The organism is Eubacterium oxidoreducens (genome assembly GCF_900104415.1).
In the GTDB taxonomy this organism is placed as follows: Bacteria; Bacillota; Clostridia; order Lachnospirales; family Lachnospiraceae; genus Eubacterium_C; species Eubacterium_C oxidoreducens.
In genome coordinates, this window is record NZ_FMXR01000006.1 from 234821 (window position 1) to 257125 (window position 22305).

The 22305-nt window shown below is 39.2% G+C and carries 25 protein-coding genes; all 25 read right to left on the minus strand.

The window, feature by feature from the left end:
• Position 1 precedes the first annotated feature (1 nt).
• Positions 2-724 (minus strand): flagellar brake protein, encoded by a 723-nt coding sequence (locus tag BLS20_RS04065; protein ID WP_090172471.1) that lies wholly within the window; start codon positions 722-724, stop codon positions 2-4.
• A 5-nt stretch (positions 725-729) separates the two neighbouring features.
• Positions 730-1611, minus strand: coding sequence for a MinD/ParA family protein (locus BLS20_RS04070; RefSeq protein ID WP_090172474.1), 882 nt, complete (start codon positions 1609-1611; stop codon positions 730-732).
• Positions 1581-2465: a flagellar biosynthesis protein FlhF gene (locus tag BLS20_RS04075; RefSeq protein WP_242870522.1), complete on the minus strand. Its 885-nt coding sequence runs from the start codon at positions 2463-2465 to the stop codon at positions 1581-1583. The genes BLS20_RS04070 and BLS20_RS04075 overlap by 31 nt, the downstream gene beginning before the upstream one ends.
• Positions 2450-2947 carry a flagellar biosynthesis protein FlhF gene (locus BLS20_RS13875; RefSeq protein WP_242870523.1) on the minus strand — a complete coding sequence of 166 codons (498 nt, stop codon included), beginning with the start codon at positions 2945-2947 and terminating at the stop codon, positions 2450-2452. Before BLS20_RS13875 ends, BLS20_RS04075 begins: the two co-directional genes overlap by 16 nt.
• On the minus strand, positions 2948-4990 hold the full coding sequence (gene flhA / locus BLS20_RS04080) for a flagellar biosynthesis protein FlhA (protein ID WP_090172476.1): 2043 nt from the start codon (positions 4988-4990) through the stop codon (positions 2948-2950). It lies immediately after the preceding gene.
• A 28-nt stretch (positions 4991-5018) separates the two neighbouring features.
• Positions 5019-6164 carry a flagellar biosynthesis protein FlhB gene (gene flhB, locus BLS20_RS04085; RefSeq protein WP_090172478.1) on the minus strand — a complete coding sequence of 382 codons (1146 nt, stop codon included), beginning with the start codon at positions 6162-6164 and terminating at the stop codon, positions 5019-5021.
• Positions 6165-6177: 13 nt separating this feature from the next.
• Complete coding sequence (locus BLS20_RS04090) at positions 6178-6957, minus strand: flagellar biosynthetic protein FliR (protein ID WP_090172480.1); 780 nt, start codon at positions 6955-6957, stop codon at positions 6178-6180.
• Between the two features lie 8 nt (positions 6958-6965).
• Positions 6966-7238, minus strand: a complete 273-nt coding sequence (gene fliQ, locus BLS20_RS04095; protein WP_176762280.1) for a flagellar biosynthesis protein FliQ — start codon at positions 7236-7238, stop codon at positions 6966-6968.
• 49 nt (positions 7239-7287) lie between these two features.
• Complete coding sequence (gene fliP, locus BLS20_RS04100) at positions 7288-8151, minus strand: flagellar type III secretion system pore protein FliP (RefSeq protein WP_090172482.1); 864 nt, start codon at positions 8149-8151, stop codon at positions 7288-7290.
• 4 nt (positions 8152-8155) lie between these two features.
• A complete protein-coding gene (locus BLS20_RS04105; protein WP_090172484.1) occupies positions 8156-8539 on the minus strand; it encodes a flagellar biosynthetic protein FliO in 384 nt (127 codons plus the stop codon).
• Entirely contained in the window at positions 8532-8894 is a 363-nt protein-coding gene (locus BLS20_RS04110) for a response regulator (protein WP_090172486.1), read from the minus strand. Before BLS20_RS04110 ends, BLS20_RS04105 begins: the two co-directional genes overlap by 8 nt.
• Positions 8895-8961: 67 nt before the next feature.
• The gene (gene fliY / locus BLS20_RS04115) at positions 8962-10146 is read right to left on the minus strand and encodes a flagellar motor switch phosphatase FliY (protein ID WP_090172488.1); all 1185 of its coding nucleotides are present in this window, start codon (positions 10144-10146) and stop codon (positions 8962-8964) included.
• A gap of 3 nt (positions 10147-10149) precedes the next feature.
• Positions 10150-11130: a flagellar motor switch protein FliM gene (gene fliM, locus BLS20_RS04120; protein WP_090172490.1), complete on the minus strand. Its 981-nt coding sequence runs from the start codon at positions 11128-11130 to the stop codon at positions 10150-10152.
• Between the two features lie 33 nt (positions 11131-11163).
• Complete coding sequence (locus BLS20_RS04125) at positions 11164-11682, minus strand: flagellar basal body-associated FliL family protein (protein WP_090172492.1); 519 nt, start codon at positions 11680-11682, stop codon at positions 11164-11166.
• A 15-nt stretch (positions 11683-11697) separates the two neighbouring features.
• Entirely contained in the window at positions 11698-12603 is a 906-nt protein-coding gene (locus BLS20_RS04130; protein WP_090172495.1) for an OmpA/MotB family protein, read from the minus strand.
• On the minus strand, positions 12603-13394 hold the full coding sequence (locus tag BLS20_RS04135) for a motility protein A (RefSeq protein WP_090172497.1): 792 nt from the start codon (positions 13392-13394) through the stop codon (positions 12603-12605). Before BLS20_RS04135 ends, BLS20_RS04130 begins: the two co-directional genes overlap by 1 nt.
• Positions 13395-13630: 236 nt before the next feature.
• The gene (locus BLS20_RS04140) at positions 13631-14983 is read right to left on the minus strand and encodes a flagellar hook protein FlgE (protein WP_090172499.1); all 1353 of its coding nucleotides are present in this window, start codon (positions 14981-14983) and stop codon (positions 13631-13633) included.
• Between the two features lie 84 nt (positions 14984-15067).
• Entirely contained in the window at positions 15068-15463 is a 396-nt protein-coding gene (locus tag BLS20_RS04145; RefSeq protein ID WP_090172501.1) for a TIGR02530 family flagellar biosynthesis protein, read from the minus strand.
• Between the two features lie 32 nt (positions 15464-15495).
• A complete protein-coding gene (locus BLS20_RS04150; protein WP_090172503.1) occupies positions 15496-16131 on the minus strand; it encodes a flagellar hook assembly protein FlgD in 636 nt (211 codons plus the stop codon).
• 22 nt (positions 16132-16153) lie between these two features.
• On the minus strand, positions 16154-17677 hold the full coding sequence (locus tag BLS20_RS04155; RefSeq protein ID WP_090172506.1) for a flagellar hook-length control protein FliK: 1524 nt from the start codon (positions 17675-17677) through the stop codon (positions 16154-16156).
• Positions 17678-17754: 77 nt separating this feature from the next.
• Positions 17755-18618, minus strand: a complete 864-nt coding sequence (locus BLS20_RS04160; protein WP_090172508.1) for a MotE family protein — start codon at positions 18616-18618, stop codon at positions 17755-17757.
• Between the two features lie 16 nt (positions 18619-18634).
• Positions 18635-19084: a flagellar export protein FliJ gene (gene fliJ, locus BLS20_RS04165; RefSeq protein WP_090172510.1), complete on the minus strand. Its 450-nt coding sequence runs from the start codon at positions 19082-19084 to the stop codon at positions 18635-18637.
• A gap of 13 nt (positions 19085-19097) precedes the next feature.
• Positions 19098-20435 carry a flagellar protein export ATPase FliI gene (fliI, locus tag BLS20_RS04170; RefSeq protein ID WP_242870524.1) on the minus strand — a complete coding sequence of 446 codons (1338 nt, stop codon included), beginning with the start codon at positions 20433-20435 and terminating at the stop codon, positions 19098-19100.
• Between the two features lie 45 nt (positions 20436-20480).
• Positions 20481-21302, minus strand: a complete 822-nt coding sequence (locus BLS20_RS13880; protein WP_242870525.1) for a FliH/SctL family protein — start codon at positions 21300-21302, stop codon at positions 20481-20483.
• A complete protein-coding gene (gene fliG / locus BLS20_RS04180; RefSeq protein WP_090172515.1) occupies positions 21295-22299 on the minus strand; it encodes a flagellar motor switch protein FliG in 1005 nt (334 codons plus the stop codon). The genes BLS20_RS13880 and fliG overlap by 8 nt, the downstream gene beginning before the upstream one ends.
• Between the last annotated feature and the right edge of the window lie 6 nt (positions 22300-22305).

Below are 22305 nucleotides of genomic sequence, written 5' to 3' on the forward strand. Positions count from 1 at the left end.
ATCAGACCTTCTTTATTATTTTTCTTTCTTCCAGGAATATTTGTTTAATCAAAGTATCCTGAATGCTTTTATCTAGGGCTACAAATTTTAACCGAACTGCATATTTATTTTTTATACGTTCGGATATTTCACATTCAATCGTCTGTGCCATTAGCTGATATAATTTATTGTCGTTGCTATCCGATAGGAAGAACTTTACTAAGATCAATTCATCCTTTTCTAACGGATGTGACAACAAAAGCTTTACACCGCCCCCACTTATATTCACAATCGTTCCATGGAGTAATTCGTTTGGCTGTGTCAATAAAGCTTTTTGATATTGCTCTTCAATCTCTAAGCCTTCTTCCAAAGGAATTCGAAAATAAGACACATCAATCAATTTACTTAGTCTGAAAAATTCTCTTCTTTGAAACTTCTTTATATCCGAAACCAGATCAACATCTAACGTCAAAAGTCCATCATCATTAAATCGCTGCCTTACCATGCAATCAACAGAAAATAAACCTTTTTTTGTATATACAATTGCCTCAAAATCAGTTCCTACCGGAAATAAAATAGTCTTTCCAGCTTGGGTAGGCATTGCAATTCGAATAGATCCATCTTCATTGATATCAAATATGGAACTTTTAAAAATCAGAACTGTCTGATTTCCCATTATTTGATTTATATTTTTAACTACTTTTATGTCAATCTTATCCCCGGGATTAAACCTCTCTAATGGCATTTTTTTCAACTCCTACTGTATATTAAATCGGCAAATATGCCTGAAAATCCACGTCTGATTTTTATTTCATTTGAAATATTTTCATCCAAAAGTTTACTTGCAAGCAATTCAAATGCCCTTGCAGATCGTGCATTCGGATTTTTCATAGAAATTGGTTTTTGCTCTCGAATTGCTTTTTCCAAAGCAAGATCCGCCGGAATCATACCAAGATACTCGATACTACCCGACAAAAACTGATGCACTACCGTATCTAATTTATGAAAAACCTCAAGTCCATCCTCTCTTGAATGAACTTTATTCGCAATCACCCGTACCTTAGCTTCTTTTTGGGAAAACTTAGGACTATGATATAGCGACTTGAGCAAAGAATACGAATCCGTAAGCGAACTCGGTTCCGGAGTCGAAACCAATAACACCTCCGGACTAGCCAGCACAAATTCCATCACAGCATCCGAAATTCCTGCTCCGGTATCAATCAAAATAATATCCGCAAGATAATCTAGTTGCGATAAACTTCTAACAAGATATTCGATCTGTTCTTTTGTCAAATTATTCAGTCCTGCAACAGCATTTCCACCGGAAACAAAATCAACTCCCATAGGGCCTTTTGTGATAATCTCTTCCATGGATTTGTCTCTGTAAATGAGATCGCTAAGGTTATATTTCGGAATAGATCCAAACATAACTTCAACATTAGCAAGACCAAAATCTGCATCAAAAATTATAACCTTTTTCCCCTTTTTCCGCAACTGCACGGCTAGGTTCACGGCAAGATTTGACTTACCCACACCACCTTTTCCACTGGTAATTGTAATCACTCTGGCGGGTTGGCTTTCTCTTTGATTTTTTGCCTTAATTATATTTCGGAGTCCTTCTGCCTGGTCCATGATTCTCTCCCTCCCAGAAGCTGTTTTACAATCTTTTGCGAATTGAAGCGTTCGATATCTTCTGGCACATTTTGTCCATTCGTAACAAAGGAAATAGGTGCTCCCGTATACAAACAAACATTCAAAAGATTACCAAAACGATTTGTTTCATCCAGCTTCGTAAATATTAAATCAAAATCACAGATCTGTGCATAAGAATCTGCAATATCGAGCAAATCACTATATTTAGTTGTCGCACTCAAAACCAAATATACCGTTTTATCGTAAGCCGTAGATGTTTTGGATATAAGACGTCTCACATCATCTTTTTGTTCTTTTGCTTTATGTGAAAATCCAGCTGTATCTACGAGCACTGCATCATAATCGGTCAGTTGTTCAAGTGCATCATTCACCTCTTCCGGCGAGTATACAACCTGTAATGGAGCATCCAAAATATTAGCGTATGTATGAAGCTGCTCCGCCGCTGCGATTCGATAGGTATCAGCTGTTAGAAACGCAACCTTTTTGCCACTCTCAACTTTTAATTTCGAAGCAACTTTAGCAATTGTAGTTGTTTTTCCGACACCGGTCGGACCAACAAAGAAATATACCTTTGGATGTTTTCCTTCTAAATTGATTCCTTCATTTTGCCCGAATTTCAAAATAATTTTTTGATAAATATTAGAAAGCATAACATCCATACTGCTTGAACTTCGCAATACGCCATCCATTTCATCTAAGATTTGATTTGCATATTTTTCATCAACCTCATTTTCCAGAAGAACCTTATAAACCATCTTCATAACACGTAGGCTTTCCTGATTACGCGAAGGTCTTGTCGGCACCGATTGTTCTTCCTTCATCTGTTCATCCAAAGAGTTTTTGACATTCTCAAGACGACTGTCAAGGTCTCGTTTTGTTTTTTCCGATTTCTTCGCATATCTTTCAAGCGCAGACACTTGCGCTCCGTCCCCCACATTCTGTGCAAATATATCTTTTTGTTGCTGATTACTTCGTAAAAGCGGTTGAATCTTCTCCATCGTGTCTGCAACTTTTTTGCCTGTGCAGAAGCTGACATTTCATGTACAGGTTGTGTCGGTAAAGGAATCTCTTCATCTGCCGCAAGATTAATCTTCTCCGGTCTTGTCTGTTCGAGCTGAAAACCCTTCGCATCTTTTGCATCATCTTGATCTTCAATTGCTGCCGTTACTTCAAAAGATACTCCTTTGAAAATCCCTGCCAAACCTTTTGACTTTACAGCTCTAACACTCATAATAATTGCTTTTGGTCCAAGTTCCTGTTTTGCTTTTTCCTTTGCTTCTTCTTCTGTTTTCCCAAGAAATTTTTTAATCGTCATTTAGCCGGTCACCATCCCTACAGACTGCAATTCAACATTAGATTCGATTTCGTTATAAGAAACGACGATAAGGTCTCGAAAATAGTCTTCAGTCATTTTTTTAAAATATAATCGAACAATCGGTGATGTCACAATAATCGGCATCTTACCGATGTTTTCTAGCTTGGCAATTTCATTTTCCACAGAAGATATGATTGCCTTTGATCGTTCCGGATCCAGTGTCAGATAAGCTCCTTGTTCTGTCTGTTTCACGGAATTCATAATATCCTGCTCAACTTTCGGATCTAGTGTCACAACACTGGTCGTTTCATTCGCAGGAAAATATTTTGCAGAGATTGCAGGCGCCAAAGCCTGTCTTACATACTCTGTCAAAACATCAGTATCTCTAGTTGTTGCCGCATGATCTGCCAATGTCTCAAAAATCGTCAAAAGATCACGAATCGACAAATCTTCTTTTAACATATTTTGAAGTACTTTTTGAACTTCACCAAGTCCTAGAAGTTTTGGTATAAGTTCATCCACCAGTACCGGATTGGTCTCTTTGAGATTATCTACAAGATTTTGAACATCCTGTCTTGTAAGCAACTCAGAAATATGAGATCTAACAACTTCCGTCAAATGAGTTGCAATAATTGACGGAGGGTCTACTACCGTATAACCAAGCGTTTCCGCTCGTTCTCTTTGCGATTCCGTAATCCAGATCGCAGGCAGGTGGAACGATGGTTCAAATGTCGGAATACCATTAATCTCTTCTTCTACATATCCAGGATTCATTGCCATATAATGGTCAAATAAAATTTCACCTTCTGTCACCTGAACGCCTTTAATCTTAATTATATATTGATTCGGATTAAGTTGGATATTATCACGCAGACGAATGATTGGTACAACGGTACCAAGTTCAAGTGCAATCTGTCTTCGAATCATTACAACACGATCCAGCAAATCTCCTCCTTGATTGACATCCGCAAGCGGAATAATTCCATAACCAAACTCAAGCTCGATCGGATCAACGGATAACAATGATACCACATTCTCGGGTTTTCGAATTTCTTCTGCCTCTGTTTCAGCAGTTTCCACCTCTTCTTCGATTGCTTCAATTCCAAGATCCTTTTCGACTTTTCTCGCAACAACTATAAATACAACTCCCAATGGAACAAAAAGCACAATGGAAAGCGGTGTCACAATTCCCAGCAAACACAATGTTGCGCCTACAATATAAAGCACCTTTGGCACTCCAAACAACTGACTTATTAAAGTCGTTCCAAAATCAGCTTCTTTTGATCCCTTGGTTACAAGAATACCTGTTGAAAGCGAAATTAACAGCGACGGAATCTGCGAAACCAATCCATCACCAATTGTCAAAAGCCCATAGGTATTAAGCGCTTCTTGAATTTCCGTTCCACCCATTACACCGGTTATAATTCCACCTATCAAATTGATAAAGGTGATAATCAGTCCGGCCATGGCATCTCCCTTTACATACTTCGTAGCACCGTCCATAGCGCCAAAGAAGCTGGATTCTTTTTGAATCTTGGCTCTTTGCTGTTTGGCTTCTTCATCTGTAATTGCACCGGTATTCAAATCCGCGTCAATAGCCATCTGTTTACCGGGCATCGCATCAAGTGTAAATCTAGCTGTTACCTCAGCAACACGTTCAGAACCTTTATTAATAACCAAGAACTGAATAATTAGCAAAATAACGAAAATAATTGCTCCTACAATCAGACTAGAGCCACCAACAAATTGACCAAACGTTGTTACAACATTTCCCGGGTTTCCCGTTGTAAGAATCAATCTGGTAGATGATACATTTAACGAAATACGATAAATCGTTGTAAACAAAAGCAAGGTCGGGAAAAAGGACATGTCCAAAACTTCTTGCACAAATAATGAATTGAATAAAATTGCAAGTGCTAACGCAATATTAAACGCCAGCATCACATCTAGAAGTAACGAAGGGATAGGTATAATAAAGAATAATACAGCAGCTAAAAGAAATGCACCAATTCCTATATCGGCTTTTTTCAATCCACCTGGCATACCTTCCCCTCCTCTCTTAATTCTCTACTTAAATTCTATTCTTTGTTTTATAAATCACCGCAAGTATCTCTGCCACTGCCTGATACAACTCAGGAGGAATCTCCGCTCCAATTTCAACATTTGTATAAAGCATTCTTGCAAGTGGTTTATTTTCCACAATATCAACCTTATTTTCTTTTGCTATTTCCTTGATTTTCATTGCCAGATATTCTTCTCCCTTGGCAACGACTATCGGAGCTTTCGAAACAGCATCATCATACTTTAATGCAACTGCAATATGCGTCGGATTGGTGATAATAACATCTGCAGAAGGAACATCGCTCATCATACGTCTTTGCGAAGCCTCACGCATTCTCTGGCGCTGTCGGCCTTTGATCTGCGGATCTCCTTCCGTATTCTTCATTTCATCCTTCACTTCCTGCTTGGTCATCTTCATATCATTATTAAACTTACGATATTCGTAAATCCAATCAACAAGACCAACAACCAGATAAACTGCAGAAATCGCCAGTCCAGTATTAATAATAACCTGTCCAACCAAAATTACAGCTTGTTCTAGTTCAATATCATAAAGCAGAAAAATCTGATTAATCTGCCCTTTTAATACTGCATATGCTACAAGTGCAATAACTCCCAGTTTCAATATTGATTTCAAAAGTTCAAACAAGGAATCCTTTGAAACAATTTTCTTAATACCATTTGCCGGATTAAACTTTTTTAAATCCGGTTTTAAGGGCTTTGTCGTAAACAAAATCCCCTTCATCATAAACACATTTATTCCAACCGCAACCGCAACTCCCATTCCAAAAAAAGGAAGAGAAATTACGATAATTTTAAGACATGCCTCGGATGCCAAAAGATTCGTACTTTTATAAGTAAAACCTCCGTGATTATCAACCAAAAGATCCGGTATTTTATTGTAAAAATAACTAAACAAATTAAGCAAGCCATTTGCAACATAAGCCATAAACAGTTTCATTACCAAAAACAGACCTAAAAGTTCCACGGCTGATGTTAATTCTTTACTTTTTGCAACTTTTCCATCTTTCCGGGCATCATCCAGCTTTTTTTGAGTCGCCGGCTCCGTCTTCTCACCGCCGGGTCCTTCTTTTGCAAATCGCTGAAGGTCATATGCCAATAACGGAATATAATTCTCCCTTGTCTCTATCTCCATAATATTCCCTGCGTCAGTACATCGATTTAATAAACATAACAATCATCTGTTTTATCTCTGTATTTATATACGATGCAATATAAGGTAATAAAAATATCGTTAAAAACATTGTCGCAAGTCCGGCCAAAAGTTTTATCTGGATGCCGACAGAAAACATATTCATCTGCGGTGATACTTTTGCCATTATTCCTAAAATACAATTCATTACCATTACCACCGCAAAAACCGGAAGCATAATTCGAAATCCAATTGACATAAGATCCGTCATATATCGGATCAAAGCAGTGAGTAAATTATCCCACTCAAAGCTTGCTGCGCCAATCGGAATTAATGTGTAAGACTCCGAAAAAGCAGCAATCAGATATCCAATCAAATCGCTTACCAGCAATAACAAAAGTACAAAATAATTGTATAACATTCCGGAAATCGTGACTGTCATTCTAGTAGACGGATCATACTCCGTTGCCATCGCCAGACCAATCTCCGTATCAATCATATGACCTGCAAATAAAACAATAGAATTACACAAATTTGCCGCAAATCCAATCAGCAATCCGGTAATTCCTTCCTTTACTACAAGTACAGAATATCCAAACATGCCTGCATAATCAATCTCCGTTGACGGAACAACATTATACAAAACAATGGTAAAAAACAGTGCGAATCCTGCCTTTATCCTTGTTGGAACGTTTGTCTGCCCCAAAAGTGGAGCAACCGCCACAAACATAGATACTCGTACTAGAATTAATACAAAATATTGAATTTCTTCGAGTGTGAATGAGTAGTTAACCATAAATCATCTTATCTTAAATACACGCTAAAATTTTGCCATAGGTCCGTCATAAACGTTGTAATGTGATTTAAAATGAACGATCCAAATATCATAATACTGGCAAAAACAGCAATAATCTTAGGTACGAACGTAAGAGTCTGTTCCTGAATCGATGTTACTGTCTGAAATATACTTACAACCAGTCCAACCACAAGTGAAACAAGAAGTGGCGGAGCCGCAGCTATAATAATTGTATAAATAGCTTCTCTTGCTATGTCAAGCACCTGGGCTTCTGTAATCATTTCTTTCACCTCTCATAAATCCGGACAGAAATACAAACTCTCTGCCCGGTTAATAGAACGTCTTAACAAGATTCCCTATCACAAGATTCCATCCGTCTGCCAATATAAACAATAAAATCTTAAACGGCATCGAAATGGTCGTTGGCGGTAGCATCATCATTCCCATCGACATAAGAATAGACGAAACCACCATATCAATGATAATAAACGGAATATAAATCAAAAATCCTATGATAAATGCAGTTCTAAGCTCACTAACTATAAAGCTTGGAATCAAAACTGTAACTGAAATATCATCTAAATTTTCCGGATCATAAGTGACATCTGCGATTTCACAAAACATCTTCAAATCTTTCGCCTGCGTTTGTTCATACATAAATTCGCGAAGCGGCTGCATTCCTATCTCAAAAGCCTCTTCTTGCGTAATTTCTCCCGCATCAAGCGGTTTAATAGCCTCCTCATTTATCTGGCTGAATATCGGTGCCATGATGAATAAGGTTAAAAATAACGCAAGCCCAATCAAAACCTGATTGGGCGGCGCGGTTTGCGTACCAATCGCCGAACGCACAAAATGTAAAACAATGATAATCCTCGTAAAAGAGGTAAGCATAATCAAGATAGACGGAGCAAGCGAAATCACTGTTAACACAAGCAGGATTCTAATTGCCCCCGACAAACTGCCACTATCGTTGTTATATACAATTGAAATTCCATTGTTTAAATCATCTGACGCATCCGCTGCACCACTCGTAGAGTCCACCTGCAAATCCTGTAAAGCATCCGCAGCAGCGGCTGCATCAGATTCAGTGGCGTAAGCATGTGTTGGCGAAAATGCAAAAGCAATTGTCAAAACCAGTACAAATATTGCAAAAACAACTGATGCACTACAATAAAACTTTTTTATCTTATTCATTTTCCTATTTTTTCGGCAACGTATCTTTGAATTTAGCCATTACCTCATTAAGTGTTTTACCAAAAGCAGTATTACCAGTGTTCTTAGAGCGCTTTAAGGCCTCTCCCTCTTCTTTCGTAATCTGCCCTAGCATTGATACGTTATCTTTCGAAAGAGCAATCACATAATATTCATCAACAACTTGCACAATCTGAATATACTTATTATTTCCTATTTTCATCGCTTCAATCACTTGAATATGACTTCCTGCAATCCTACCTTTTTGGTAATTGGCAAGTAACTTTGTTGTCACAACCGTAATCACAAGCACAAAAACAAAAATCACAAGTACTTCAATCAACTGCACCGCCGAATTTTGCGTTGCTCCTAAAAATATCAAATTATCCAATTACTTTTTTTACAGCCTCAAGAACACGGTCAGCCTGGAATGGTTTTACGATAAAATCTTTCGCACCTGACTGGATTGCTTCGATAACCATTGCCTGCTGTCCCATAGCAGAACACATAATAATGCTTGCTCCCGCATCTGATTCTTTAATCTTCTTCAACGCCTGAATGCCATCCATTTCCGGCATTGTAATATCCATAAGAACAAGATCCGGTTTTGTCTCAGCGTACTTCTCAACAGCTTTTGCACCGTTTTCAGCTTCTCCCGCAATCTCATAGCCATTCTTTGTAAGAATGTCCTTAATCATCATTCTCATAAATGCTGCATCATCACAAATCAAAACACTTTTTGCCATAGTTTCTTCTCCTCTATAATTTAGTATGCATATTGAATTTATCTCAAATGACTTACGTCATTATTGATCACTCTGTTACAATTTCGGTAATTCTCACACCGAAACTTTCTTCAATTACTACCACTTCGCCTTTTGCTACATATTTACCATTAACCAAAATATCAATCGGCTCACCGGCAATTTTATTTAATTCTATAATAGTACCCGGCGCAAAATCAAGTATCTCCTGAATTGATTTTGTTGTTCGCCCAAGCTCAACAGTTACATCGAGTGGTACATCCATAATCAAATCAATATTCTCCGGCTGAACGAAATTATTTGCCGCCGGATTAAATGCGCCAAATTGTGCCGGCTGAACCGTAACCGGTTGCTGATACATCATCTGCGACATATCCGGCTGCATCATAGGCATTCCCATAGGTTGTGCACCCGGTGCCGGTTGTGGCGGTGGCGTAGTTGCCTGTGGTTGCAGCGCCGGAGCTGGTGCCGGAGCCGGTGCCGGTTGTGGCGGTGGTGCTGGTGCTTCTTGTTCTTGCGCAGCTTCTCCACCACCTTGCATCGTATTCATAAAGCTTTCTACCATTAATCTGGCAAATGAATATGGATACAATTGCATAATCTCACTATCAACCAAATCGCCAATCAACATCTTAAAGGAAATCTTTACAAATTTACCTGTCAAAAACTCATCGATTGATGCTTCATCCATATCCTCAGCCAAATCAATCAAGTCCGCAATCGGCGGGCTGATATCAATTGTCTTATTCAGCATTGATGATAATGAAGTTGCGGAAGATCCCATCATCTGGTTCATCGCCTCACTGATTGCACTAAGGTGCAACTCACCGAGTTCCCCATCCGTATTGGTTCCGTCTCCTCCCATCATCAAATCTGTAATAATTTTAACATCATTCTCTTTTAAAACCAAGAGGTTGCTTCCATCAAGTCCAACGGTATAAGCAATTCGAATAAATACACACGGTCTCTCATACTGATCTACAATATCATCCCACGTGCATTCTGTTACTACCGGCGTTGAAATCTCAACCTTGCGATTCACCAACGAAAATAGTGTCGTTGCAGCAGTTCCCATACTAATATTCGCAACTTCTCCGATAGCATCTCTATCACTCTCCGTCAAAACATTACCATCCTCCGCCGCTTCCGATGCATCAGATGCGCCGGTCGAATCTTCTGAGCCTGCTTGATTCAATAATGCATTTATTTCTTCTTGTGACAGAACTCCATCCATTCCCTACTGCTCCTCTCTGATGATCGATGTAACACGTACAGCATAATCCTTTTGGGCTGTTCCCGGAAGTGCTTTAAATTTACGGATATTTCCAACATATACATCCATTTCATCATTAACTTTAGAATCTAGTCGAATAATATCACCAACTTGCAGGCCAACAAAATCGCTGACAGATATCACGCTTTTCCCAAGAACCGCTTTTAGCGGAACCGGTGCTTTATTCAGCATACCCTCAATTTCGGCCTTATAAGTATCATTTTCTCCATTTTGCATCGTTGAATACCAAAACTTAGTATTCAACTTATCAATAACATCTTCCAAAGTGATAAACGGCAAACATACATTCATAAGTCCGTCAACATCACCAATCTTGATGTCAATTGTCACAATCGCAATCATTTCATTCGGTGAAATAAACTGCGCGAACTGAGAATTCGTTTCAATTCGCTCCAACCTTGGATGAATCTCCACAACATTTTCCCAAGGTTCCTCCAACAAATTCACACACGCGACCATAATTCTTTCAATTATGAGCATCTCAATTTCCGAAAAATCACGACTTTTTTCCAAAGGTTTTCCGGTTCCGCCAAGCATTCTGTCGACCATCGCAAATCCTAAATTGTCGGCAAGTTCAATAATAATAGTTCCGTTTAACGGTTCCATATTTACCACGCCCAGTATTACCGGATTAGAAAGTGCATTCGAAAATTCAGAATACGTAACTGCTTCCGAATTCATCACTTCCACCTGAACATTCTTACGCAAATAAACAGGCAGGTTTGTCGAAAGCAATCTTCCATAATGCTCAAAAATATTTTCCAATGTTCGAAGGTGCTCCTTTGAGAACTTCGCCGGTCTTGCAAAATCATAATTTTTTGCCTGTTTCTCGCCCGATTCTTTCATTTCATCCACATCAAGTTCTCCACTTGAAAGAGCTTGAAGTAAATTATCTATCTCATTTTGCGATAAAACTTCACCCACGAATTCTCACCACCTTTCCCTTATCTACTCACTTTATGACAATGTCACACTACCAAAGCTTACGCCGGTAAACACAGTCGAATCAAACTTTGTCTGAAGCGCTTCTAAAATTTCTTTTTTAATATCTGTCTGGTTGTTTTGCATTTCTTCTAACGTATGCGCTGAAACAACTTCATTAATCAAATCCATAATAATTGTTGAATATGTTGAAAGATCTGTATATGTTTTAGCATCTTCATGTGTCGAATCCATTTCGATCGATACTGTAATAACTGCAAAATGCTGAGTTCCATCTCCGGAGTCTGCCAGATTAATGGTTATAGATTCTCCATCATTTACGGAATATGAAGTAATATTTTCCATCGAAACAGACTCAGACGTATCTACAGCAACGCCACCTTCCAAATCCAAATCGATTGCATCCGCAACCTTTGTAATCAGTTCATTAGCTTTTTGCGTCTCCGGAAGTATCGTGATAACAAGCACCGCCGTCAGAGCAACATTTGCAAAACACAATACCAATATAATCAAGGTTAATAAATTCTTCTTCATTGCAAGTCCTCTTTTCTATTCTTCCGAATAAAATGAATTATAAATATTAATTTCCACTCTTCTGTTTTTTGCTCTTCCCTTTGAAGTTGAATTATCTGCAATCGGCTCATACTCACCTCGACCGGACGCTTTCATCTTCGCAGGATCAAGGCTTGTTGTATCTGTCAGATACTCCATTACACTAAGTGCTCTAAACGCAGACAGTACATTGTTATTAGCATATTTCTCCGTACTGATTGGAACATTATCTGTATGTCCTTCAACTTCAATCGAATTACTATCATAATTTTCAAGAATCTTTCCAATCTTATCTACAAGTGTATAAGCTTCTTCTTTAATATCCGATTGTCCCGACTCAAATAATAGCGCTCCATTTAGCGTAAGTTGTACATACTGCGTTGTAAAATCAATCTTAACTCCGGAAGTAATACTTTCTTCTTCCATAAGTTCTTCAATCTTCTCAGCCATCTTTTCAGATTCCGCAAGGGCTTGTTCTTCAACAGATTCCTGAGCTTCTTTTTGCTGCTGAGCTTCACTTTGTGTCTGCTCCTCTTGTTTTAGAGCCTGATCTTGCGTTTCTGTTCCCTGTGAAGAATCTTCTTCCTCTTCATCTTCATTCTCAGGTGTTTGCTCTGTATTTCCATCCTCAGTTGTCGTCGCATCAAAATAAACATCAAAATTCTCCAGCTGACTAATACCGGATGAAATCAGTTGTCCATCACCTACGGATGACCCTCCGGATGGCAAAACACTGAAACTGCTTTGTAATGAAGCGATAACCAATTGAAACTTTTCTGCATCAACCGTTGACATCGAGAACAGTAACACGAAAAAGCAAAGCAATAGATTCATCAAATCACTAAATGTCGCCATCCATGCCGGCGAGCCTTTTGGTGGATCTTCTTGCGGTCTTTTAGCCACTATTCCTCACCTCCGGCCTCACCAATTGCATTACGTGCTTCCGGTGACAGGAATGACTTCAGTTTTTCTTCAATTACACGCGGATTCTCTCCAGCCTGAATTGAAAGAAGACCTTCAATTGTTACTTCCTTCATTGCAATTTCTGCATCATTATTCACCTTAAGCTTAGATGCCATCGGACTACAAATCCAGTTGGCAATCAAAGAACCATACAGTGTCGTAAGAAGAGCGACCGCCATATTAGGACCGATTGTACTTACATCGTCAAGAGCCTGTAACATGTTAACAAGACCTATCAGCGTTCCAATCATTCCCCAGGCAGGACCCATTTCTCCCCATTTTTCCCAAAATGCAAATACTTTTTTATGTCTTGCTTCAACGCACACCAGATCCGTCTCTAAAATACCACGAACAAGATCGGAATCTGTACCGTCAACCACAAGCATAATGCCTTTTTTCAAGAAGGCATCCTCTATACCGTTTGCCGCTTCTTCTAATGCAAGCAAACCTTCTTTTCTCGCCGTATTCGATAAATCTATAATATTCTTTATCACTTCCGACGGATCATTGTTTTGTTCTTTAAGTGCCAGCGTAGCACTTTTTGCTCCATTGATAACGTCCGGAATCTTATTGGACATAATTACACCAGCCAAAGAACCACCGATTGTAATAATAACCGAGGTCGGATCAATAAAGTTACCCATAGCTGCCACACCAGCGTCACCTGTAATAATACCAAGGACAACCATGATTGCGCCCATTCCAAAGCCGGCTATTGAGGCCAAATCCATCTGTTATCTCACCCTCTTTCAATACTTGAACTTATGTCATAGTTACCGCACTATGACATTCTCTAGTCATATTCTACTAGATTTGGTGTTAATTGTCTACATACTTTTTTTAAATAAAACAAGAGAAAATCCGACTTTTTTCAAAAAATCGTTTTTTCTCCTCATACAACATATAGGGGTGCTGCATTTTTCGCAACACCCCTAATCTCACCATTTATATCTGGTAATATTTAGTACTATCGTTTCAGATTTATAAGTTCCTCCAACATAGAATCCGAAGTTGTAATAATTCTCGAATTTGCCTGGAAACCTCTTTGCGTTGTAATCATAGATGTGAATTCAGAAGAAAGGTCTACATTAGACATTTCCAAAGCTCCTGTTGTCATGCTTCCACCATCTGCAGATATATCCACACCGATTCCATCAAATTCACCAGAATTTAAAGTTGTTGCATAACAGTTATCGCCAAGAGCTTCCAAGCCCGATGCATTTGCGAATTGAGCAACTGCAATCTGTCCCAAAAGGACGGTATTACCATTATCATATGTTCCGTAAATCTTACCGGTATTATCAATCGATACCCCCGTCATAGCTCCCAGCTTTTTTCCAGCTCCATATCCGTCAGAATCACCACTATCAACTCCAATTGTCGAGAGCTTGCCATTATCAACATTCTGCGTATCCGTAAAATCAACTGTAACATCTGCAAAGCTATCGCCAAGAGCGGTTAAATTCAACACCAAATCGGTATCATTAGCATCTCCATCAACGCCTGCAAAAGAACCATCTGCAGTCGAATAAGATAATGTAAATGTACCATTTGCAGTTCCATTATTTACAATGTCTGCGCTTGTAAGTCCGGCTGCCGCCATAACATCATTTCCATCCGAATCGGTAACACTTGTTATTTCAGCACTGTATACACCATCATTACCTGTTGAAGTAATTGAGAATTTCACAATATAAGAATAACCGAGATTATCATATATGGTAAGATTCATAGCCAGTCCATCTTCCAGGTTCGGATCATTTTTATCAATAATTCCAGAAGCAGTAGCTGCTGTAGTTGCTTCCGGTGCTGATGTTAAATTAGCCGGCTGCATGATACGAAGAGCACTAACAGTGTCTTTCACAATGTTACCATTTTCATCTACCTGCCATCCCATTACATTATAACCGGTAGATGCCATACATAAGTTACCTGCATTATCAACATAGAACGAACCATCTCTTGTAAAGATATTTTCTGTTCCATTATTTACTATGAAAAAGTTCGTTGCATTTGCATCATTTAACATAATATCAAATGCATTTCCGGTTGTTTCGGCAGCACCGCTTGATGTAATCGAAACCTTTGTCGCTGCTGTAGAAACTCCAAGACCGATTTGCTTTGCGTTGACACCGCCGGTACCGGTTGTGGCATTTGCTCCAGATGCCTGCTGTGTTGTCTGATACATAATATCGCTAAATGTTACAGATGAAGATTTAAATCCAACTGTATTAACATTGGCAATATTGTTACCGATAACGTCCATCTTGGTCTGGTGTGTTTTCAGTCCTGCCACACCAGAATAAAGTGATCTCATCATAATTAAGTGACCTCCTTAAACATAAGGCGCATATGGTTTTGCTTTCTCTGTCAGTCAAAAGCATCAGCCTCCATATAGGTCCGGCTAAATAATTACCGCGCCATCAATATTCGTAAATATGTTACCTTGTGTCTCTGTTTGATCCATTGCTGTTACTACTGTTTTGTTTGGCACATTTACAATAAATGCCAGCGAATCCATCAATACCAGGGAATCTTTGATTCCTTTTTCATTTGCTTTTTCAATTCCACCTTCAAGTCGTTCATTTTGTTCAGCCGTCAATGTAATATTGCGATCATCAAGTCTTTGACTTGCATGTTTTGAAAATTTAACTCCGCCATCTTCCTTGGCTTTTTGCAGGAATATTTCTTCAAATGACAATCCTTCACTTGTTGTGTTTTGAGTCTGTTGTGAAGAATTCTTTAAATATTGTCCCGCAACTTGTTCGATGGATGAAAAAGTTTTATTAATCTTATTCAACGCATCTCACCTCATTCTTCCTTGAAACAGGTTTATTCCTCGTCGGACACCAGCGTGCTCATTACCTTTTCTAATGCGGTCAAGGTGCTAAGATCATCACTGGAAATAAAACTCTTTTGATATTCCGTAAGCGAATCATAAATATCACGGATTGCCTGAAGCGTTTCCTGATCATCTGCTGTAAGTTCATCCTCACTTGGTAACTGAGAAATAAGTGTAGAAAACTGTGAAGCCAATGAAGCGGCTGTAACATAATCATTATCAATAACCGTAATCACATCGCTAATGGAATACAAACTTCCATTTACACCAAGCATCATCTCGCCGTTTTCTTCTTGAACATAATCAACATATCCACTAATCTGAGTTGTCGCTCCACTTGTTGAAGTGGTTTCGATTATTACCTGTTTGCCCAAAAGATTGGTGGCTTCCATATCCGCCATAGATGCTCCAAGATTTTGTAATTCTTCAACCTGTGTGAATGTAGCAAGCTGAGAAACATACTCTGTATTATCCATTGGTTCAAGCGGATCTTGATATTTCATCTGTGCAACCAGCAATTGCAAGAACTGTTCTTTTCCCATCTCAGAACTTGAAGTCGAAGATGACGAACTAGAAGTTGCATTGTATTGCAATACTCCATCAACCACGCTTACCGTGTTTGCCATATTTCTTTCCCCTTTCTTTTTCCTAAGCAGTTAAGTCAACGGAATTACCGTTATCCTTCATGATTGTTGCAGCAAGTTGTTCAGCTTCCGTAAGATTTTCCGGCATTTCGCCTTCTTGCGTAAGATTCAGGCTTCGTCTGCGTCCTTGAGAAACTTTTTCTTGTTGCTCTCCCATCTGCTCTTGTTGTTTACTATTTGCATTTTCTTCGAGATTTCTCTCAAATTCATGTGTTGCGACAGATACTTCTACTGCTTCCACTTTGATTCCCTGAAGATTTAATGCTTCTTTCAAAGTATAAACCTGAGAAGCAAGCGCCTGTCTGGCTATTTCTGTTGTTGCCGTAATCGTTGCCGTAATCTGTCCTTCAACCTGTGCCACTTTAATATAAAGCTTTCCAAGTGTTTCCGGTGTCAATGACATTTCAATACTTGATGTATCAGCCGTTACATTAGTTGAAACAAATTCGGTTACCTGTTCAAGCACTTCTTGTGCATAGCTCACTTCACTTGCATAAGAAACTGTCTGCGCTGTTTGAACCTGCGCCGCAAATTGATTAGTTGTGGTTTGTGCATTTTGAGTCGATTGGTTTTCAGCTGCATTGCTATAATTGAATGTCGCTTCTTCATCTTGAGACTGTTCAAAATAGTTTGCATTCGTATCAGCTTGAGCACTTCCTTTTTGCTCACTATTAGTATCGTCATTTACCTGCTGATTCTGAAGTGCTTGTGCATTATCTTCTCCGGTAGTTTGTGTCAAATTATTAGTACCTTTTTGCGTAGCACTTTGCACAACCATTTGTTCTACCTCATCTACAACTTGCTGATTTGTCGCATCACCAGCCGGCGTTACCAAGGCATCCGTTTGCATCAAATTCTGCTCCATTGTCTGGCTATCCATCTGTAATTCAAACGGAATTTCACCATTTTCAAAATCCGTTGCCATCACTTGCATAATATCTTGCGGAATTACCATGCCCTGTGTGGTCTGCATAAAATCCTGAGCAAACCGATTCACTTCCAAAAGCAAATTCGAGACGTTTTCATCCAAGACAAGATTCATCTGATCTTGAATGCCGGATAATTGCGCTACCAGATTGTTAAGATTTTGCGGTTGAAGAAGATCCATAAATCCAATTCCCAACTCTTCCATTGCATTTACAAGTTGTTCTTCATCAATTCCCAAAGCTTCGCAAATCGCCTGCGTTGTCTGATTTACAAATGTTGCTGCAGCCTCTGCTACAACTTCACTCTCCTCTTCCAAATTCTCCTGCGATTTTGTAATTTTCTCATTTGCCGGCACATCCTTAGAGCGTTCAATTACATCTCCTGCAACTGATTCGCTGCTTTTTTCCACACGAAAAACATCTTCATGACCAGCATTAGAATCAGAACTTGTCACATCTCGTTCACATGTTCCATTAAGCACCTGCGAGAACGCTGCGCCATTCATTTCTTGCACTTTATTTTCTGTCACTGAAGATGTTACGCCTGTAAGCATTGCTGCTAGATTCGCACTCTGAGTTTGCGATAAAGCGGTTAACTTCATACGTCTTCTTTCCTCCTTCCATTGTCGGCATCTTTTGCCTGGATAAAAACTGCATAATCCTTAGGCAGTTTTCCCATCTATTCTTGCGGGTTCATAAGCACGGTCAGCTTAGCTGCTGTATCCGCATTCATCTTCCCGAGGATGGCACTACTAGTGTCTGATTCCATATTTTCCAGAATTTCCGCAACCAACTCAAGATTATCCGTCATCGTATCGAATATCTCGGCCGCTTCCGATGCTTTCATGTTGGAGTACATAGAAACATAATTTTCCATGTCTTCATCCGCCTGCTGTTGCTCGAGTACTTCCTTGTATATCAATTCTGCATTAGTTGGATCTATACTTTCATAATAAGTCTTATATTCTTCTATATCGGGTGCATTCTCAGAAAAAACAACCTCTTCATCAAATTTTAATTTTAATTCTTCAAATTCTTTCTGGTTTTCTTCGAATTCTTTAAGACGTGCAATCTCGGCTTTATATTCTTTGATTTTCGCCTTATACTCTTCCGTCGTGGTTGTCATATCTTGAAGTTCAATCTCAAGTTCCTTAATCCGATTTAGAGCATCTTCAAGTGTATCATACTGAGTTCCCTCCTCCGCAGAAACACTTCCCGTATCTATAGTATCGGATTTTGGAAGAATTTTATTAACATATGGAACATCTTTTAAGATTGGAGTCATAACATTTGTTCCAAATCCTCCGACATCGGCCTTAATAATCAATGCAAGAATCGCAATCCAAACAACAATAATTATTATGGTAGCAAATAAAACGACTATTTTAGACGAACCTTCTTCATCCTCGTCGTCAAATACATCCTCACCATTTTTCTTTGCAGCTTTTTTTGCTTCTTTTGCTTTCTTCTTTTCCTCTTTTTTTGCAGCCTTTGCAGCTTTTTTGTCAGCTTTTGGATCTACATTGTTATTTTCATCTGCCATAATATATTCCCTCGTTTTAGCTTTTTGTCTTCTTGCCGAATGTATAACTTACCGACTCGTCAATCGACTTGTTTTCTTCGTAATTTATTTCCTGTTTAAATTCTTCAAATTCTTTTTCCTTCAGTTTCTCATGTGTCTTACGTTCCATCATTACGTCATTTAATTTTCGCCTGGCTTGTTCTACCATATCCTGTGCACGTTTTATTTGAATTTTTTGTTGTTCAATCGCATACATCATTGCAGAAACAGCATTTTTATTTTCCTTTATGGCCACAATATCAATCTTATCTTTAACAAGATTCTTCCCCTGCATCTCATAAAGTTTTTTTCTGGTTGTTAACGCTTTTAATTTTTCTTCTTCTCGCAGCAGCGTAGCATTTGCCATGGAAAATTCAGACTTGGCCTGATTCTCCAATTTATATTTAATATCTAGAATATTTTGTAATTTATAGGTAAATTTAGCCACTACGCATCATTCCTTAAACTTCAAATACACTTCCAAGCATTCCAATTTCTTCATCAAATCCAAACTTTTCATCCGTCATTTGTGTCAAATATTCATTCACCTTATCAATATGCTCCATGGAATAATCAATCTCTTTATTCGTTCCCTTACGATATGCGCCAATATTAATAAGATCTTCTGCTTCATTATATGTCGCCAAAACATTTCGAAGCTGTCCTGCAATTTTTTTATGTTCCTTATCCGCAATCTGCGACATACATCTTGATATACTTTGTAATACATCAATCGCCGGATAATGATTTTTTTGCGCAAGTCTTCTTGACAAAACAATATGTCCGTCCAATATACTACGCGCCGTATCGGTAATCGGCTCATTAAAATCATCACCATCTACAAGCACCGTATACAAGCCTGTAATAGAACCAACGTCAGAATTGCCGGCTCTTTCCAAAAGCTTCGGCATTTCCGAATACACACTCGGCGGATATCCCCTTGTTACCGGTGGTTCTCCACTTGCAAGTCCGATTTCCCTTTGCGCCATAGAAAATCGTGTCAAAGAATCCATCATAAGCAACACATCTTTTCCCTGATCGCGGAAATATTCGGCTATTGCCGTTGCTGTTTTTGCTGCTTTATTACGAATCAGCGCCGGCTTATCCGAAGTTGCTACCACCACAACAGAACGCCGCATTCCTTCTTCCCCAAGATCTCGTTCTATAAATTCTCGAACTTCTCTTCCTCGCTCTCCGATTAAGGCAATAATATTAATATCAGCCTTCGTATTTCTGGCAAACATTCCAAGAAGCGTACTTTTTCCTACTCCGGAACCGGCAAATATCCCGATTCTTTGTCCTTTTCCTACCGTTATCAATCCATCCACTGCTTTTACACCAAGTGGAAGTACATCACTGATAATTTCCCTCGTAAGCGGATCTGGCGGCGGAGCCTCAACCGGATAATGATAAGGAGTATCCAGCACAAGATTATCAATGCTTCGTCCGATTCCATCTAAAGTATGTCCCAAAACAGCCGGTCCAACACTAACTTCCAGAGAATGCCCAAGATTTTCCACCCGGCATCCAACTCCAAGTCCTTCTACGTTATCATACGGCATTAACAAAAGATGCTTATCTGCAAATCCAACCACTTCTGCAATAACATAAGCATCTTTATCCGTATCTGAAATTATTTTACATAAATCATTCAGGTTTGCTTCCGGTCCGGCTGATTCAATTGTAAGTCCAACAATCTTTACCACACGGCCCAAACTGTTAAAATGCGTTCTTTGAGCCACCTGTAGATATTTATTCAAATCATATTCCAAACCCTTCACCCTTTCGGTTCCCATCATTTTCAAGTATCTTTGGCGAAAGACGCCTCCACCGGGAACAATCGATTAACTGCACAGACTCTTAAGATCTGCAATCAGATTCTCAAGTTGCACATCACTTCCGCACTCAAAAATGCCGTTAGAAGACTCAATCACGCACTGCATTCCTGTCATATCCGGATCTGACACGAAATCAATGCTTGCTCCTTGTCCGACCCTTGCCTGTATTCCTTCTGTCTGAGCCTGCAAAAACAAAACATTATCCGGTGCAGTCCTAATAACAAATTCTTTTCCTCCTTCTATATTGGATAAGGTATTTTGTATCAAATATAAAAGTATTTCTTTTTTTTCACTAAATTGAATATGAAAAACACGATCCACGACTTCTAATATAACATCCAAAAGTTTCGGCTCTAAAGCTTCAAGTTCTTCTTGATAGGATTGCTGCATAGCATTTCGTTCTGCTTCTATCCGGCTTTTTTCCTCTTCCATCTGGACAATAGCCTGATTCTTTCCATCCTCATATCCTAACTCTTTGCCTTCTTGCACCGCTTTATCCATAATTTCTTTCGCTTGTGCTTTCGCATTATCTATAATTTGTTCCGCCTGATTTTGCGCATTAAAAATAATTTCGTCTGCTTGTCTTTGCAGCTCTTCAAAATCAATCTCCGGTTGCAACGGCTCTTCTTCCGGTTCTAGCTGCTGTGCCATAATCCCTTCGACAAACTCAGCAGATTCTTCCGTATCCTCACCCTCCGTCAACATTCTGATTCTGCGCTCTTGCTCTTGACGTTCCTTTAATTTTTGTTCAAATATTTCATCTGAATTAATCACTCTTTTCGCGACACCCTTTGGAAGTAAACTTCCCTTTGGATAGAAATTAGACAATGATTTCGTCACCTCCACCTCTGGAGATTACAATTTCTGCAGAATCCTCAAGCTTTCTGATAATATTTACAATCTTCTGCTGTGCCTCTTCAACATCCTTCATACGTACAGGTCCCATAAATTCCATATCTTCCTGGATCATAGCTGCCAGACGTTTCGAAAGGTTCTTAAAGATAGCTCCTTGCACTTCTTCATTAGCACCCTTAAGCGCAATGCCCAAATCGCTGTTTTCAACTTCACGCAATACTCTTTGAATTGCACGGTCATCAAGAAGTAGAATATCTTCAAATACGAACATTTTCTTACGAATTTCATCCGCAAGTTCAGGTTCTTCAATTTCCAGCGATTCCATAATATGCTTTTCTGTTCCACGATCCACAGAATTGAGGATCTCTACAATCGCATCCACTCCACCGGCAATTGTGTAATCCTGGTTGATCAAAGAAGACAGTTTTCTTTCCAAAACATTTTCAACTTCTTTAATTACATCCGGTGAGGTACGATCCATCATTGCAATACGTTTCGCAACATCTGCCTGTTTCTCCGGTGGCAAAGCACCAACCACAAGTGCTGCCTGCGGCGAAGGCAAATACGACAAAATCATAGCAATCGTCTGTGGATGCTCATCTTGAATAAAGTTCAGAATCTGAGCTGCATCTGTCTTTCGAATAAATTCAAACGGACGCACCTGCAAGGATGCCGTCAATTTAGTGATAACATCCTGTGCCTTCTCATCGCCCAATGCTTTTTCAAGCAATTCTCTAGCATATCCAATACCGCCTTCCGCAATATATTGTTGTGCCAGACACACCTGATAAAATTCTTCAAGCACTTCTTCTTTAAGCTGCGGAGATACACTTCGGGTATTGGCAATCTCTAAAGTCAATTCTTCAATTTCATCTTCTTTGAGATGCTTAAATACAGTAGCCGATTTTTCCGGTCCAAGCGCAATCATCAAAATCGCAGCTTTCTGTACTCCTGTCATATCATCATTCATCAGTTA